Origin of the sequence: Colwellia sp. RE-S-Sl-9, from assembly GCF_048296855.1 — a bacterium.
In the GTDB taxonomy this organism is placed as follows: Bacteria; Pseudomonadota; Gammaproteobacteria; order Enterobacterales; family Alteromonadaceae; genus Pseudocolwellia.
Window position 1 is genome coordinate 3,915,499 of record NZ_CP182631.1, and the last position, 16,341, is coordinate 3,931,839.

14 protein-coding genes are annotated in these 16,341 nt (G+C 35.0%); 5 read left to right on the forward strand and 9 right to left on the reverse strand.

Annotated elements, in window-relative coordinates; all coding sequences use genetic code 11:
* The first annotated feature begins 456 nt into the window (after positions 1-456).
* The 3 genes from ACM9HF_RS16970 to ACM9HF_RS16980 all read left to right on the forward strand — a co-directional run bounded on the left by ACM9HF_RS16970 (position 457) and on the right by ACM9HF_RS16980 (position 2,248).
* Entirely contained in the window at positions 457-798 is a 342-nt protein-coding gene (locus tag ACM9HF_RS16970; protein ID WP_473611866.1) for a 50S ribosome-binding protein YggL, read from the forward strand.
* A 68-nt stretch (positions 799-866) separates the two neighbouring features.
* Positions 867-1,595, forward strand: a complete 729-nt coding sequence (gene trmB, locus ACM9HF_RS16975) for a tRNA (guanosine(46)-N7)-methyltransferase TrmB (RefSeq protein WP_473611870.1) — start codon at positions 867-869, stop codon at positions 1,593-1,595.
* A 218-nt stretch (positions 1,596-1,813) separates the two neighbouring features.
* Positions 1,814-2,248 carry a hypothetical protein gene (locus ACM9HF_RS16980; RefSeq protein WP_077343270.1) on the forward strand — a complete coding sequence of 145 codons (435 nt, stop codon included), beginning with the start codon at positions 1,814-1,816 and terminating at the stop codon, positions 2,246-2,248.
* Between the two features lie 13 nt (positions 2,249-2,261).
* Here the strand turns inward: ACM9HF_RS16980 and ACM9HF_RS16985 are convergent, their stop codons facing one another.
* The 9 genes from ACM9HF_RS16985 to ACM9HF_RS17025 all read right to left on the reverse strand — a co-directional run bounded on the left by ACM9HF_RS16985 (position 2,262) and on the right by ACM9HF_RS17025 (position 12,576).
* A complete protein-coding gene (locus ACM9HF_RS16985; RefSeq protein ID WP_077343268.1) occupies positions 2,262-2,600 on the reverse strand; it encodes a hypothetical protein in 339 nt (112 codons plus the stop codon).
* Positions 2,601-2,708: 108 nt separating this feature from the next.
* Positions 2,709-3,395: a uracil-DNA glycosylase gene (ung, locus tag ACM9HF_RS16990; RefSeq protein WP_473611880.1), complete on the reverse strand. Its 687-nt coding sequence runs from the start codon at positions 3,393-3,395 to the stop codon at positions 2,709-2,711.
* Positions 3,396-3,501: 106 nt separating this feature from the next.
* Complete coding sequence (thrC, locus tag ACM9HF_RS16995) at positions 3,502-4,794, reverse strand: threonine synthase (protein WP_473611883.1); 1,293 nt, start codon at positions 4,792-4,794, stop codon at positions 3,502-3,504.
* Positions 4,795-4,893: 99 nt separating this feature from the next.
* Entirely contained in the window at positions 4,894-5,856 is a 963-nt protein-coding gene (gene thrB / locus ACM9HF_RS17000) for a homoserine kinase (protein WP_473611887.1), read from the reverse strand.
* The gene (thrA, locus tag ACM9HF_RS17005; RefSeq protein WP_473611891.1) at positions 5,856-8,312 is read right to left on the reverse strand and encodes a bifunctional aspartate kinase/homoserine dehydrogenase I; all 2,457 of its coding nucleotides are present in this window, start codon (positions 8,310-8,312) and stop codon (positions 5,856-5,858) included. Before thrA ends, thrB begins: the two co-directional genes overlap by 1 nt.
* A gap of 625 nt (positions 8,313-8,937) precedes the next feature.
* A complete protein-coding gene (locus ACM9HF_RS17010) occupies positions 8,938-9,651 on the reverse strand; it encodes a M48 family metallopeptidase (protein ID WP_473611895.1) in 714 nt (237 codons plus the stop codon).
* Between the two features lie 41 nt (positions 9,652-9,692).
* Positions 9,693-10,127, reverse strand: coding sequence for a YebG family protein (locus tag ACM9HF_RS17015; protein WP_473611898.1), 435 nt, complete (start codon positions 10,125-10,127; stop codon positions 9,693-9,695).
* A 152-nt stretch (positions 10,128-10,279) separates the two neighbouring features.
* Positions 10,280-11,668, reverse strand: a complete 1,389-nt coding sequence (gene dbpA / locus ACM9HF_RS17020; RefSeq protein ID WP_473611902.1) for an ATP-dependent RNA helicase DbpA — start codon at positions 11,666-11,668, stop codon at positions 10,280-10,282.
* Positions 11,669-11,847: 179 nt separating this feature from the next.
* Complete coding sequence (locus ACM9HF_RS17025; RefSeq protein WP_473611906.1) at positions 11,848-12,576, reverse strand: alpha/beta fold hydrolase; 729 nt, start codon at positions 12,574-12,576, stop codon at positions 11,848-11,850.
* A gap of 150 nt (positions 12,577-12,726) precedes the next feature.
* On the opposite strand from ACM9HF_RS17025, the gene ACM9HF_RS17030 reads away from it, so the two are divergent.
* On the forward strand, positions 12,727-14,364 hold the full coding sequence (locus tag ACM9HF_RS17030) for a response regulator (protein WP_473611909.1): 1,638 nt from the start codon (positions 12,727-12,729) through the stop codon (positions 14,362-14,364).
* Positions 14,365-15,241: 877 nt separating this feature from the next.
* Positions 15,242-15,910, forward strand: coding sequence for a GntR family transcriptional regulator (locus ACM9HF_RS17035; protein ID WP_473611913.1), 669 nt, complete (start codon positions 15,242-15,244; stop codon positions 15,908-15,910).
* Positions 15,911-16,341: the final 431 nt, after the last annotated feature.

Here is a 16,341-nt window from a genome sequence, read left to right on the forward strand (position 1 = left end):
TAATAATGATGGGTGGCTCAATTTGTTATTGTGTCGCGTAAACGTTAAATAATCTTGCAATAATTTGGTTAACCATTATCCTCTCGCCCATGTACTGTAAATAATGCAGTAAAATACGAAATATTTAGGGGCTGTTGACCTTTGTTTATCATTTGAGCTGAGAGAAAAAATTCTCTTAGACAAGGCAAAAATAATGAAATTCAGTCGTCTAAATGAATTATTTTTAACGCTGTATAAGACAATTTTAGCCTCAGCCCGAAGGGCAATGGCTATTTTAACCTTTAACTTCATTAGAATGCGTTTATTTACGACCACATGGATGTGGAAGGTAGTGCGACGTTTGAACCCAAGCCGAGAACAACTAAACTGCACGCATTCTGCTTTGTTAAAGAGTAAAATAGCCTATTGCTCAAAAATAACACAAAGATCAACAGCCCCTAGAATAACTAAGGAATTATGATGAAAGTTAATGCAAAAAATAGAAACCGTCGTTTACGTAAAAAATTACGTGTTGAAGAGTATCAAGAGTTAGGTTTTGATATTGGCTTTAAATTAGATGAAAAAAGTACTGACGAGCAAGTTGATACATTTATGAATAACTTTTTTGCAGAAATTATTGAACCACAAGGTTTAGGTTTTGGCGGCGAAGGCGATACCTTATGGCATGGTTTAGTTTGTACACAAAAACTAGGTAAATGTACTGAAGAACACCGTAAAAGTGTTGAAAAGTGGTTAACTGATAATGGCGCTACAGCAGTTTCAGTTAGCGAGTTATATGATGTTTGGTGGGCTGTATAGTTACCAAATAAAGATTTATAATATATTTTTAACATACTCATTAATCCTTTAATAAATTAAGAAACGTTATGACTGAACAAAAAAACCATAAAACCATTGAGCAAGCACAGCAAGAAGGCAAGTACATAAGAAAAGTACGTAGCTTTGTTAAGCGAGAAGGTCGATTAACTAACGGCCAAGCGAAAGCTCTTGAGCAATTTTGGGATGTTATGGGGCTTAGTCATAACCAAGGTTTAATTAATCCTGAGGCGTTATTTGGTAATACTAACCCTGTTGTTTTAGAAATAGGTTTTGGTATGGGCAAGTCGTTAGTTGAAATGGCTAAGAACGCGCCTGAATTAAATTACATTGGTATTGAAGTACATAGACCTGGTGTTGGTGCATGTATTTCATTAGCGCAGGAAGAGGGCGTTAATAACCTTAAAGTTTATGAGCATGATGCGATTGAAATTTTAGCTGACTGTATTCCTGACGGTAGCTTAACTACGGTGCAGTTATTTTTCCCTGATCCTTGGCATAAAAAGAAGCATCATAAACGTAGAATTGTACAACCTGAGTTTGTTGAAACTATTCGTCAAAAACTCAAAGTGGGTGGCGTATTTCATATGGCAACCGATTGGGAAAATTACGCTGAATGTATGTTAGAAGATATGAGTACAGCGCCGGGTTATAAAAACTTATCTGAAACGAACGATTATGTGCCTCGTCCTGATTCTCGCCCGTTAACTAAATTTGAGAACCGTGGTCAGCGTTTAGGGCATGGCGTTTGGGATATTCAATTTCAGCGTGTAAATTAGTATAAAATATAATTAACCTGAGTTAGGGTTAATTAGAATAGAATGATAAAAGCTCTTTATTAAGTTAATCAACTGGGTATAAGAGTGGTTCACGGTTAGAACTTTATTTTACAAGGTAAAGGATAGAATAATGAATACAGTAGGTGGAAGCAGTTAATAAATACTAAGGGATGAGTTTACTGTTTTCCTATGAACAAAAACTTTAACTGAGCTCCCTTATGAATATTATGCTCCATCCCTCTAAAGCGGATCCTAAACGCTTTAGAGTTCAAGATAAAATACTAGGTGTACAAAAGTACTTTAGCTTAAATGATAAAGCGGCTGCTGATAAGTTTTGGCAAGAGTGCATGCAAAAGCGTAAATATAGAGCACTACGCTTAGAACTTCCAATCAATCAAATTTTTAATGACGATGGCTCTGTTAAAGGTTTACAGCGTAAAATTAGACATCGAAGTGATAGGCCTGCGTATGAATGCCTTGAAGTTCAGTTAAGCACTTCAAAAGGTCAGAAAAAAACAGAAATAACCCTAGCTAACAAAACATTTGAATGCGCCTATAAACAGGCGCAAGATAAAATACTTGCCATGCTCAATATTGAACGTACTTACGAAATAACTAAAATGTTTAACGAAACCAAAAGGCTTTATTGGTAACGGGTATAGAAAACTATAAATACTCTTGCTCTACATGAAAAAGGTGTTGGCTGTTGCGCAAGTTACCTGTGCTTATTAACCATTCTTCATCGATGATTTCGTGAATTAACGCGGCCTTTAAAATACGGCTTTTGTACTGTGTCCAATAGTAAAGTGTCGCTTGTTCGTGAATCTCATTATTGGGAAATAATTCACATCTATTTTCATTAAGATCTTGAATGATTTTTTCAATAACTTTAGGTTTTAACTCTTTTTCTATAAGTACTTTAAAGCGAGTAAATTGCTTTGCTTTAAACAGTTGCCAAATTAGCCAAGCTAATATTAATACGGCAATAACAACAATAAATTCCACACTATTCTCTTTTTACTGCTCAGATCTACTTGTAGATTTGACTGACTCAGTTTTAGTTATTTAAATGTTTACATAGATTAGCATCATACTAAATTAGCTAAGCAGGCGTTAAGTAATTTTCCAATCAATAGGTGTATGGTTGTTTTTGGTTAACCATGTATTTGCTTTTGAAAAATGCTGGCAACCAAAAAAACCTCGATAAGCTGAAAGTGGGGAAGGGTGAGGTCCAACTAATACTAAGTGTTTATTCTTATCTATATTTTTACCTTTTTTCTGAGCATGGCTGCCCCACAATATAAATACGCAACCTTGGTTTTGTGTATTTATTTCTTGAATAATATTATCGGTAAACGTTTCCCAGCCTAACTTAGCATGTGAGTTAGCATTCGCTTTTTTAACGGTGAGTACGGTATTTAACAATAATACGCCTTGTTCAGCCCAAGCTGTTAAGTTGCCATGGTTAGGTGTAGTAAAGCCTTCTATATCGGTTACTAGCTCTTTATACATATTGACTAATGAAGGAGGAACCTTAAAACCTTTAGCGACTGAAAAAGCTAAACCATGGGCTTGAGGTTCGCCTAGTTCATTACAGCCGTGATAAGGATCTTGCCCTAGTATTACGACTTTTACGTCAGATAAGTCAGTGAAGGTAAAAGCGTTAAATACGTCATCAACTTTAGGGTAAATTATTTCGCCGTTTTCACGTTGGTTTGTGATGGTTTGCGTAAGTTCTTTGAAATAGGGTTTGCTTTGTTCTTGGCTAATAATACTTTGCCATTGTGGGAGTATTTTCATGTGCTTGTAACCTTTCAAACATTTGGCTGATATAAAAAAGGCAACCAATAGGCTGCCTTAATCGTATATTTTTATCTAATGCATGCTTAAATCAATAATTTAAGGCTTAAGCTTTAGCTAATAAGTATTGACGTAATTCGCTGAAGTCAGCAGCCATATCAACTGAAAGAATAGTCTCACTTGCGCAATCAGCTAGTTCTTTAGGTAAACCAATTGGTTGGCCTAATGTGCTCTCTACTACGTCTTTAAACTTAGCAGGGTGAGCTGTACCTAAAAACACACCAAACTCATTATCTTGAGCGCCATATTGTAATGCTTTATAAGCAACGGCTGCATGAGGTTCGCTGATGTAACCTAATTTAGCTAATTGGATCATGGTAATTTGCGTTTGTTCTTCATCAATAGACACCGAACTTACGCTGTCTTTAGGCACTATACCTGTTTTAAGCATATGCTCTACACGTGGCCAGTTGTTAGGGTTACTAACGTCCATAGCATTAGAAATAGTAGCAACAGTGTCATGAGGTGACCATTCGCCAGTTTCTAAGTAACGAGGAACTGTATCGTTTTCATTTGTTGCGGCAATAAAGCGCTTAATCGGTAAACCTAATGCTTTAGCAAATAAGCCCGCTGTAAGGTTGCCAAAGTTACCACTTGGAATTGAAAATACGATGTTGTCTAATTTCTTAGTACCTTTTTGGCGAGTTAACTGAGCAACTGCTTCAAAGTAGTAACAAATTTGCGCTAATAAACGACTAATGTTAATTGAGTTAGCTGAGTTTAAGCCGATAGTGTTTTTAAGCTCTTCATCATCAAATGCTTTTTTCACTAACGCCTGACAGTCATCAAAATCGCCATCGATAGCAATGGTTTCAATGTTGTCGCCTAAGGTAGTAAACATCTTTTCTTGTAGTAAGCTGATTTTGCCTTTTGGATACATAATTACAACACGAATGTTGTCGATACCATGAAAAGCATGAGCTACTGCAGCACCAGTATCACCTGATGTAGCCGTTAAAATAGTGATTTTTTTGTCTTTGCTAAATGCTTGTAAACATTTAGCCATAAAACGTGCGCCAAAGTCTTTAAACGCTAATGTAGGACCATGAAACAATTCTAAAATTGCACGGTCTTCACTAATAGGTTGAATTTGAGCAGGGAAGTTAAAAGCAGAAGTTATTATGTCTGTAAGCTCTTTTTTTGTAAGATCTTCGCTAACAAAAGGGAATAAAACTTGAACGCTACGTTCTACTAATGGCATAGCAAGTAATTCTTCAATGTTGTCTAACTGAGGGATTTCTTGAGGGAAAAATAATCCCTGATTTTTACCTAAACCTTGTTTTACTGCGCCAGAAAAACTGATCACTTCATCGTTTTCTTTAAGATTATAAAATTTCACTATTTCTATTTCCTACTAATTTTTGTTGCTAACCCGCCGCGAAGGGCCGTTAGTATATAATAAGTTGTTGTACTATTCACTTCTGTAATCAAGAGCAACTTATAAAACGCATGCGCCTATATCATCTACTTTACAAACATGAACAAAACCTAAGTCTGTTTGTAGGTAGTTAACTTTAAGCCAGTCAGCCATTTTTTGCGCTAGCTCTTGAGATTCAAAAACACTGAAAAGTGTAGGGCCTGAACCTGAAATACCCGCAGCTAAGGCACCTTGCGACATTAAGTGTTTTTTAGCATCGCTAAACTTAGGGAGTAAGTGTTCTCTGTATGGTTCTGCTATTACATCTTTTACTACAGCAAATGCTTCGTGTTTGTCGCCTCTATGGCAAGCATCAACAAATGTTGCTAAATTTTGTGCAAAGGTTATGGCATCTTTTCTGCTGTAGCTAGTAGGTAAAACTTCTCTAGCAGCTTTAGTTGATACTTCAATACCTGGATAAGCCATTACATAATAACAAGCTTCAAAACCCGGTAAGGTTTTACAAATAATTTGCTCGTCTGGCACCATTAATTGTAAGTTACCTAAATAACATGGTGCTACATTGTCATAATGTAAACTACCACTTATTTGAGCTTCCATTTGGCCCATCATGAAAAGCATACTTTTTTTGCTAAAGTAAGCTTGGTTTAAGTTATGAGCTTTTTGGTAATAAGCATTTAAGCCTTCTAATGCTGCTACTACTGAACAAGCACTTGAACCTAGCCCACTACCTACTGGCATTTTTTTATCAAGCACCATTTTTACCGGTTCAACTTTATGGCCGGCTTTTTCCATTTCTTTGTTAAAAAGTAAAAGGCTGTGCCATACAATATTGTCGGTAGGTGCGCCGGGTAGCTTATTAGCAAATTCGCCAATAACTACTAAGCTATCTTCTTCTGCTGCTTCAACGGAAACAACATCACCTAATAATGTGCCATCAATAGGTCTTACTGCTAAACCTAAGATGTCAAAGCCAACACTTAAATTACCAATAGATGCTGGCGCGAAAACAGAAACAGACATTAGTGTTGTTGCTCCCATGCTAATGTTCTTAATATGTCACCAAATACACCCGCAGCAGTAACGGCAGCACCTGCGCCATAGCCACGTAATACAAATGGTAGTGGTTGATAGTAACTACTGTGAATGGCTAAAGCGTTTTCACCATCTTTTATACTGTAAAGAGGGTGGTCTTGGCCCACAGCTTCTATAGATACTTGGCATTTACCGTTTATGATATTACCAATATAACGTAGTACTTTGCCTTCAGCTTTCGCTGCTTGAACACGTTCATTAAACTTAGCATCGATAGACTTTAAGTTGCTCATAAATGTTGCAACGTCACCACTATCGTCAAAATCACTTGGTAATACAGGTTCAATGTTGATGTCTGAAATTTCTAATTGCATACCTGCTTCACGTGCCATAATCAGTAGTTTACGTGCTACGTCCATACCGCTTAAGTCATCACGTGGATCAGGTTCAGTAAAACCATTCTCTTTGGCAATAGCTGTTGCTTCTGAAAGAGGCATACCTTCTTCTAATTTACCAAACATGTAAGATAACGAGCCTGATAATATACCTTCAAAGCGTTGTAGTTCGTCACCTGCTTTAAGTAAGTTTTGGAAGGTGTCAATTACCGGTAAGCCAGCACCAACAGTTGTTTCGTATAAAAATCTACGGTTAGATTTTTGAGCGGCTGTACGAAGTGCTTGGTAGTATTCCCAAGAATCGGTATTGGCTTTTTTGTTTGGTGTAACTACGTGAAAGCCTTCTTCTAAAAAGTCTACATAGCTCATCGCTAATGCTTCATTAGAAGTAGAATCTACTAATACTGGGTTGATTAAATTGTTTTCGCGTACGAAAGCTTTTAGGTTTTCAGCGGTTACAGGAACGGCATCTTTACCTAGCGCATCTTTCCAGTTTTCTAGGTCGATACCTTCTTGGTTAAATACCATGCCTTTGCTATTTGCTAAGCCGTAAACTTTAATAACAATGTTTTGCTTTGTTAATTTAGCTTGTTGACGTGCTATTTGATTAATCAGTTCGCTACCAACAACACCACAACCTACCATGAAAACGTCGATGGTTGGTTTGTGAGAGAAGAAGTTTTGATGACTTACTTTCATTGCAGCGGTACATTTACGTTCTTCAATGACTACTGAAATACTTCTTTCTGAAGAGTCTTGTGCAATAGCTACTACATTAACTTGCGCTTGTGCTAATGAACTAAAGAATTTAGCAGCTACACCGCGTTGGTGGTGCATGCCATCGCCTACTAGAGAAACAATTGATAAGTTGCTCGTAAGTGTTAACGGCTCTAATAAACCATTAAGTAATTCTAATTCGAATTCGTTTTGTAAACTTGTTTTTGCTGCTTCTGCATCATGTGAATGAATACAAAAGCTAATGCAGTATTCGCTTGACGACTGACTAATAAGAATTAATGAGATGTTTTCACGGCTCATAGTTGCAAATACGCGGCTGGCCATGCCTACCATACCTTTCATACCTGGGCCAGAAACGTTAACCATAGTTAAGTTGTCTAGGTTTGAAATAGCTTTAACTTTTTTCTGTTGGTCGTTTTCGTTAGCGATTAAAGTACCTGGTGCTGATGGATTTCCCGTGTTTTTGATTAAACAAGGAATATGGTACTGAGCGATTGGACCAATTGTTTTAGGGTGTAAAACACTTGCACCGAAATACGAAAGCTCCATTGCTTCTTGGTACGATAGGTAATCAAGCAAGGTTGCTTCTTTTATTACACGAGGATCTGCGTTGTATACACCATCAACATCTGTCCATATTTCACAACATTCTGCTTGTGCACATACTGCTAAAACGGCAGCAGAGTAATCTGAACCATTACGACCTAATGTTGTTACTTGTTTTTCGCTATTTACACCAATAAAACCAGGCATAATCGCAATGTTATGTAAGTTAGGGTAAGTCGCTTGGAAAGCGGCTTTACATTTTTCTAATTCGGCAACAGCATTAAGTGAAACATTGTTGGTATATAAAAATTCTTCAGGCGCTAAAATTGATACTTTTTCATTTTGAGCAACAAGTACTGACTCAAGTAAAGCAACACTTAATCTTTCACCCATGCTGATGATTCTTGCTCTGATATGCTCAGGGCAGAATGAAAGCATGTTAGCACCTTTAAGGTATTGGCCTAAGCTATGTTCCCACTTTGCTAATGTTTGTTCTGAATGTTCACGGTTAAAAGTAGGTAATTGCGTATTTAAGTCTTCAATAATGGTATCAATAGCGTGTTTAAAAGAAGTTAAATCAGAGGCTAGTTTGGCTTCATCATTAATATTTTCAGCCATAGCGACTAAATGATTCGTTACGCCTTGAGGCGCAGAAACTACTACAGCTACTGGTGTTGTTGAACTTTGATCTTTGATGATTGAAGCAACTTGCAAAAACCTACCAGCATTTGCTAATGATGAACCACCAAACTTTAATACACGCATTTTACATTCCTCTTAATACAAAAAAGCCCGTGAGTGTTAGGTCACGGGCTTTGATAAAATCTTTCGTTTTTACATTAGCCAGCGACTACCGTCCAAATAATGGTAGTAGTGTTAGTCGTAATAATAATAGCGTTGCTGATTAATGTATTCATAGTGCGTAAAATGCCTGAATTAGCGGATTCTGTCAAGGGTAGTTTTGAATAAAGGTGAATCAATAATTGAATAAAAGAGATGATTTTTGAATAAAATATAGGGTATTTGCATAAGTAAGGGGAAATTGAGCGTAAAAAGCATACTATGGCTTAATTAACCTTTTTTACTATTTAATAGTATTAAAGCTAAACCATTTAATATACTAAGATATTTTGTATTAGCACCCTAAACAATAATTAAACAAATTGTCATTATTGAAAGTATGGTTGATACAATATAAATACCTGTAATTTTATAACTATGTGTATTGATTTTCATATTAAACTCACCCTAAAACACGCCTAACGAAAACATTCTCTATAATAATTAAAGCGTAAGCGATATTTATGCCAGAATGTTTTATGTTTAGATGGTTTTTTATACAAAAAGTTTAATATATTTTTTAAAATAATTGTTTGTATCAGGAGAAGGTTTACCAGTGCATTTTAGCTTGGTTTTGCTTTAACCATTGACTGGCTTTTTTATAGTTAGGCATGTGTTTTTCAACTAACCCCCAAAATTGAGCGGAGTGATTTAAATGTTTAATGTGGCAAAGCTCATGAACAATTACATAATCAAACACCCAAGCAGGTGCCATTATTAGTAAGTAGTTAAAACTTAATTCATGTTTGTTATTACAGCTTCCCCAGCGTGCCTTATAACGTTTTACTTGATACGAAGCCGGAGTAATATTAAGTTGCTTAGATAGTTCAGCTAACCGGTAAGCTAAATAATTTTCAGCTTGGCTTTTCATCCAACAGGCTAATTTTTTCTTAATTTGTTTTGATAAATAACTAAGGTCTTCCTGTTTTCTTTCTACCAGTAAAGGAAGTGTTAAGTTAACTTCCTTTTCAGTTATGTTGATTGAATTAGAGGCTTTGCTTCTTTGATATTGAACACACAGTTTTTTTTCAACCCCGTAAATAAGCAGGGTGCTGTTAGGAAGGTAAGTGGGTAATTCTGGGGGACAATGTTGCCTATGCGCGGCAAGTTTGTTGAGGATCCAAGAGGTTTTATTGGTTATAAGTGTTTGAATAAAATCAGGAGAGACACCTTTTGGTGCTCTCACAATAACTTCATTATTTTTTATTTGTAGTGCTATGGTTTTACGTTTGTCACTACGAATAACTTTATAATCAATGTTCACATTATTCACGATTAAAGGTTAATTTGTAGCGGTTGCTGTTTTTAAGCTGGGGTATTTGCAATTTCACTCGCGGTTTTGCTTTTTGTTTTTCTAACGGCTTTTTTAGGTGCAGGTTTTTCTTGAACAACTTCAGGCGTTTCATTTTCAGGTTCTGTGATAATAGTCTCTGCAACTGGAGCCGCTTCTACAGCAACTTCTGCTTTCGGTTCTATTTGAGCTTTTGGTTTAGCTTTAGGTGCCGGTTTAGCTTTTTTAGCTTGTAAGGCTACAAGAACATCTTCACGGTTTTGCGCTAAGTAGATACTTAATTCTTCTTTAACTTCATCACTAAGATCAAAAGGAGTAGAGTCTAACATGGCTGTTAAATTATCTGCCATATCAAGCATTTTATCGTAATCATCTGCTGCTTTTTTGTCCATGAATGTTTGAACCTCCACACCGTGTCGAATGACAACAAACCGACTTTCAACTGCCATTTTTTTCCCTTACTTAACGAATATTTATATTATTGAGTAAACTCGAGGATCTTTTGTATTAAACTAAAACGCAAAAAATCCTGTTAACAATATCATCTGTACATGTATATAACAACAGTGCTTTGTATCTTTTTTGTTATCGTGACTTGATATTAATCTAGCAACTGCCGTGTTCTTACGTTTCGGCCTTTTAATTTGTCTTGCGAGAGTTTCTTTAATGCTTTTTTAACAACACTTCTTTCTACAGCTACATAAGCCCACGTAGCGCCTAATTGAATTTTTCCAACTTGCGATCCTTCAATGCCATTATCTCCGGTTAATGCACCTAGAATATCACCGGGTCTAATTTTTTGTTTTTTACCTGCATCAAGTTGTATTGTTGTCATTTTAGGTTTTACGGGAGTTGTGTTTAATACGCTTGCATCGGGTAGTAATTCGCTTTCTATTGTTTTATTTAAGTAATCTTCAAGTAAGCCAAATTTATAAGATTCTTTATCGCTGTATAATGTACAAGCTATACCTTTGCTTCCTGCTCGACCTGTTCTTCCTATACGATGAACATGTACTTCACTGTCGTGTGCAATTTGGTAATTAAAAACGGCATCAAGATTATCTATATCTAGCCCTCTAGCGGCTACATCAGTTGCAACCATAATTGAAGCGCTATTATTTGAAAACCTAACTAAGGTTTGATCTCTGTCGCGTTGCTCTAAGTCTCCATGTAAAGCGACTGCGCTAAAACCGAAGTTGTTAAGGGCATCAGCAACCATTTGCACTTCTCTTTTGGTATTACAAAATACAATTGAGGTTTCAGGCTTATGTGCGAGTAGTAATAATCTAATAGCATCAATGCGTTGTACGTCATCTTCCACTTTGAAAAAATGCTGTGCAATAGTTTGTTCTGTATGCTCACCTTTGGCTTCAACCATTTCTGGTTTATTCATTATTTTATTTGAAATAGCTTCAATCTGTTTTGGGAAAGTTGCGCTAAATAATAACGTTTGGCGTTCGCTAGGTATTTGGCTAATGATGGCGTCAAGTGAAGCTTGAAAGCCCATTTCAAGCATTCTATCTGCTTCGTCTAACACTAAAGTGTCTACATCATTAAGTGTTAATGTACCTCGACCTAAGTGATCTTCAACTCGCCCAGGAGTTCCAACAATAATATGAGCGCCATGCTCAAGCGAACCTACTTGTGGTCCAAATGGAACACCACCACACAAGGTCAATATTTTTATATTGTGAATGGTTCTGGCGAGTTTTCTTAATTCTTTAGCGACTTGATCAGCAAGTTCGCGTGTTGGGCATAACACAAGCGTTTGGATACGAAATCGTTTAACGTTAAGTTTGTTTAGTAAACCTAAACCAAAAGCTGCTGTTTTTCCTGATCCTGTTTTACCTTGCCCGATAAGATCTTTACCTAATAATATATGAGGTAGGCTTTGGGCTTGGATCTCTGTCATTTCTTCATAACCAAGAGAAATGAGGTTATGAAGCAGATCAGGATTTAAATTTAAAGATGAAAAGGCATTGGCAGTCAATGGAAAGATCTCGTTGTAAACATATTGCGCTTATTTTACATGGTTTACTTTTTATTTGTCAGAGTTTTATTGGCTTTGTTTATTGCCTATACCTGTTACCAATTAATATGCGTATTTTAGAGCATTTGAGCAATATCAATTCAAAGCATTGTTGATGAAGTGATTTTGCTCAAGCGCTTCTACGATGGGTCTAAAAACCATTCTGAAATTGTATGAGCTAATAGTTGGGGTTGTTCTAACGGTAGCATATGACCCGTATTTTTAAGTATTTTTAAAGTTTTATTCTGTGTTATTGCTTCATCAATTTGTTTTTCAATACGTGACAATTTAACTAAACAATCGCTATCACCTACACAAAATTTTATTGGGCAATTCAGTTTGAATAATTCAGGTAATAAGTTTTTCCGTTGCGTTGTTACATCTAATTGATGGAGTAATACGTTTTTACCTAAGGTTTGATCCATTGCACGAATAGTTTGTTTTATGAGCTCATTAGTATGCGCTGAAGGATGCAATAAATGATGTATGCGCTTGTCAGGTATGCCGCTATATCCGTTAGATTTTATCCATTGAATGGTTCGAGCTCTTTCTTTTTTTTCTTTTTCAGGTAAGGCACTCGACATATTCGATACAAGTAATAACTTAGCTATTTTATCAGGATGTTTAAGAGCAATATTTGATGCTAGGTAACCACCCAATGAAAACCCTACGAGGTAGCTACTGTCAGAAATTGGTTGAGATAAATGTTCGGTTATTTCATCAATTGTTTTTAATGATGGTATAGGTAAATGAATAAATTCAGTACTTGCAGGGAGTAATGTTGATAGTGACTTCCATGCATTTGTCCATAAACGTTCATCACACATAGTGCCAGATATAAAGTAAATTTTTTTCGTTGTAATTGTCATAAAAGTTTATATAGTCAAATTTTTGTAAGGGTTATCTGTAGATAGTCTATTATTTTAATAGTGGACTATTCGTATTTACATTGCTTTTATTCAAAGTAGTTGATAAAAATAACAAGGTAATTACTTCAAACAGCAAAGGTTTTATTATCGATGGAAATAACAAGTAAAAGCGATTTAGATGATTTTGCTAATTTAAATGTGTTAATTATTGATGATAATAGACTTGTACACGATTTTTTAAAACATACTTTTTTCGATTTAGGGTTTAAAACCGTTCGATGTGCTGAAAATGCTTATCATGGTTTAAGTCTATGTGAAGAAACTCGCTTTCATATTATTATTTGTTCATTTAATGTAAAAAGTGATAAAGATGGGTTTCATTTATTAGAAGAGCTTAAATTTAAAGGGCATGTTAGTAAAACCACTATTCTTATTTTTCTGAGTTCTGAAACCAACGAATCTTTAGTGAATTCAATTGTAGAATTGCAACCGGATGATTTTTGGGTAAAACCTCTTTTACCTAAAACCGTTATCGCAAGGATTAAATACACTCTAGATATTAAAAAACACCTTTTTAGTTTGTATAAATCGATTGATCTTAAAGAGCCTTCTAAAGTTATTTACTATGCAGATCGTTTTTTATTAGATAAAACCTTGGCTAAATATCACCCTAATATTCAGCGTATGAAAGGTGAAGCCTTTATTAATTTACTTGAATATAAAGAGGCTGAAATTTTCTTCAAAGGCCTGCAATCTAAATATCGCTATGCATGGGTGTATTTGGGCTATGTAAAAGCGTTATTAAAACAAGGGAAAATGGAAGAAATTCAAGATTTATTGGAGGAGTTAGCAAATAAGCCTGATACACGTTTTGCTTTGCATGATTTATTAGCTCAATATTATATGGAACAAGAAAACTATGAGCGCGCTTACGAAGAAATTAAAAAGGCAACGAAACTATCACCTCGTAATATTGAGCGAAATAAGAAGTCATGGGATTTAGCGCGATTAAATCACGATCATATGGGGCAGTATATGGCAACGAAGAATATTGCAATTAATGCCAAAAATTCTATTCACGACTCTCCTGCATTAATACTAAATGTTATTCGTTCAGGCATTGATCTAGCTTGCACTATAACTGATGAGTCTTCTAATAAAGTACTAGGTGAAACAGATCAGTTTATTAAAAAATTAGAGCATGGATATAAAGATTTAAATTTATTTAAAGAGCAAATTACCGTGGTAAAAGCTCGCCTTCATAATGTGCGAAATGAAAATGTTAAAGCAAAAAAATTAGTAGAAATGCATTTAACTTTAAAGCCGTCGGAATCTATTGAAGATAACTTAGATAAAGTAAAAGTTTTTCATGAGTTAGGAATGAGAGAAGAAGCTTTTACATTACTTAAAGCTGTTAAAAATCAAGTGTCGGGTGACTCTTTAACCAGTGAAGTACTCAGTAAGTATGTCGAACAAGAAACCGACGAACGTTCAGAAATTAATTTTACCCCCAAGCAGCTTAATAGTATGGCTGTAGAATTTTTTCAAAAGAATAAACTTTTACCTGCCCTCAACTCTGTTATTCAAGCATTAAAATTAGCGCCTACAAACGTTAAACTACTATTTAGTTTGTTGAAAATTCTTATCGTGATGAAAAAACGTGAAGAAATCACCTCAGAGCAAACTAAATTAGCGGCAGATGCTATTGAAAAATTAGAGAAAACGCCTCTCGATGATAATAAACTACACGTTTTTAGCGGACTGAAAATAAAATGGCATAATGATTAACACTCAAGTTAGCATAGGTAAAAACAAGTGTTTATTATTTGTTTTGTCTAAGATTTTTTCATTTTACACTTTCTATTAAGGTCAGATAACTTTTCTCCGATAATCAACAGCGGAATATTTATCTCTGATTTATTAGCATTTTAAATTGCTAAGCCAGCAATAGCTCAATAATTAATGATTTTTGTATGAGCTAAATCACTTTCTATTAATTAAAATTAAGTATTTAACCTCAACTCGGGTTAATGAATGTTAGATAATGAATTAAAATTCTTATTTATCAAAGCCTTAATCTGTATCGTTGTTTTCCTAAGTTATATTAGTCTCTCAACATTGATATTTTTGTGTATAACAAGGCGAATTTTTCTATCTAATAGCTAGCTATTAGTAATAAATTCAACAAAGTTAGGCATAAAAATAGCTTGTTGAGTAACTTTGCTTATCCCGAGCTGAGGTTATTTAACCTTGAATTCGGTTTAATAAGTGCTTCTCTAGCAACTATTTTTCCTAACTTCTACGTTAAATTTACTTGCAATAGAGGAGTATTGACGCGAAATTTGCCTTGAATTAGGAAAAACTTGCAAGCTAGAGGCTCAGTAAAGCTATTTTTTTGTTATATTTCAATTTGTTAAGGAGCTCTTAAACCGAGTTCAGGTTAGTTAACCTTTTTAGTTATCAGTTTGTTTTATTCAGTAGAATTCAGAAATATTCTTTAATAAGATATGAAGTACTTTTACAAATGTTAAAAAAAGGTTAATATGAGGTTAACTTTTTAAGTGACAATAGAATACTTATATTCAAATTATTGAATATAATAAGTTTGTCTGTATATGTTTTTAGCATGAAATTTATATAGGCTCCATAATTTCAGGGAACGCAAATGTCCATTACGTATAAAACAAGAACTCAACTGGTTGTTGAAACTATTAGAGAAAAAATATTAAGCGGAGAAATAAAGGCTGGACAACCTTTACGCCAAGCGGCGTTAGCAACAGAATTAAATGTTAGCCGTATACCTATTCGTGAAGCTTTATTACAGTTAGAAGCTGAAGGCTTAGTTTCTTTTGAACCACATAAAGGCGCAACAGCAACCGAACTTAATGTCAGCAGGGTTGATGAATTATTTGAACTTCGTGCATTATTAGAGTCTGACTTACTGGCATCGTCTATCCCTCATTTATCAGAAGAAAAATTAGAAGAAGCAACTCATTTATTGCATCAGCTTGATCGTGCTTTAGGCACAGAAAATGCCGCTAATAAATGGAGTGAGTTAAACTCTAGTTATCATAATTGTTTGTATTCGGCATCAAACAAGCCGCAAACAATCGATTTAGTTAATACCCTTAATAAAAATGCAGACCGTTATATTCGAATGCATTTACTTTGGGCAGGTGGTATTTCAAAAGCAGAATCTGAGCATAATGAAATACTTACTTATTGCAAAAACAAAGACATTGAGAATGCTGTTGCTGTTTTGAAAAAACATATTTTAGGTACTAGAGATGAAATTAGATCTTTCTTACTTGAGCGTGAATTAGCTAATGCTTAATTTGAATATTTAAATACCTATTCAATAATTATTAAATAGGTATTATAAATTTTAATTCATAATAGGCTAAGTAGCCTGAACTCAGCTTAATAAATGCTTCTCTAGTAGTTACTTTTCCTAACTTCTGCGTTAAATTTACTTGCAATAGACTGGCTATTGACGCGAAATTTACCTTGAATTAGGAAAAACTAGCTAGAGGCTCAATAAAACTATTTTTCTTATATTTCAATTTATTAAGAATCTCTTAAACCAAGTTCAGGTTAAGTACTCAATGGTAAAACTTTTACGTGTACCTGCACTGTAAGATTTAATGTAAGTGCTTGTTTTATCTTTTCTGATTTCATGCCTAAAAAGTAAGCAGTTATTGACTTTTTTCATTCCTATCTATACTATTCACGCCGCTTTAACTCCCTGTATTTAAGGTTTAATTT

Bases quoted from the DNA above. Each gene is read 5' to 3' on its own strand.
- ACM9HF_RS16970 (WP_473611866.1), top strand. From the start codon at position 457: ATGATGAAAGTTAATGCAAAAAATAGAAACCGTCGTTTACGTAAAAAA.
- trmB (WP_473611870.1), top strand. From the start codon at position 867: ATGACTGAACAAAAAAACCATAAAACCATTGAGCAAGCACAGCAAGAA.
- ACM9HF_RS16980 (WP_077343270.1), top strand. From the start codon at position 1,814: ATGAATATTATGCTCCATCCCTCTAAAGCGGATCCTAAACGCTTTAGA.
- ung (WP_473611880.1), bottom strand. From the start codon at position 3,395: ATGAAAATACTCCCACAATGGCAAAGTATTATTAGCCAAGAACAAAGC.
- thrB (WP_473611887.1), bottom strand. From the start codon at position 5,856: ATGTCTGTTTCTGTTTTCGCGCCAGCATCTATTGGTAATTTAAGTGTT.
- thrA (WP_473611891.1), bottom strand. From the start codon at position 8,312: ATGCGTGTATTAAAGTTTGGTGGTTCATCATTAGCAAATGCTGGTAGG.
- ACM9HF_RS17015 (WP_473611898.1), bottom strand. From the start codon at position 10,127: ATGGCAGTTGAAAGTCGGTTTGTTGTCATTCGACACGGTGTGGAGGTT.
- ACM9HF_RS17025 (WP_473611906.1), bottom strand. From the start codon at position 12,576: ATGACAATTACAACGAAAAAAATTTACTTTATATCTGGCACTATGTGT.
- ACM9HF_RS17030 (WP_473611909.1), top strand. From the start codon at position 12,727: ATGGAAATAACAAGTAAAAGCGATTTAGATGATTTTGCTAATTTAAAT.
- ACM9HF_RS17035 (WP_473611913.1), top strand. From the start codon at position 15,242: ATGTCCATTACGTATAAAACAAGAACTCAACTGGTTGTTGAAACTATT.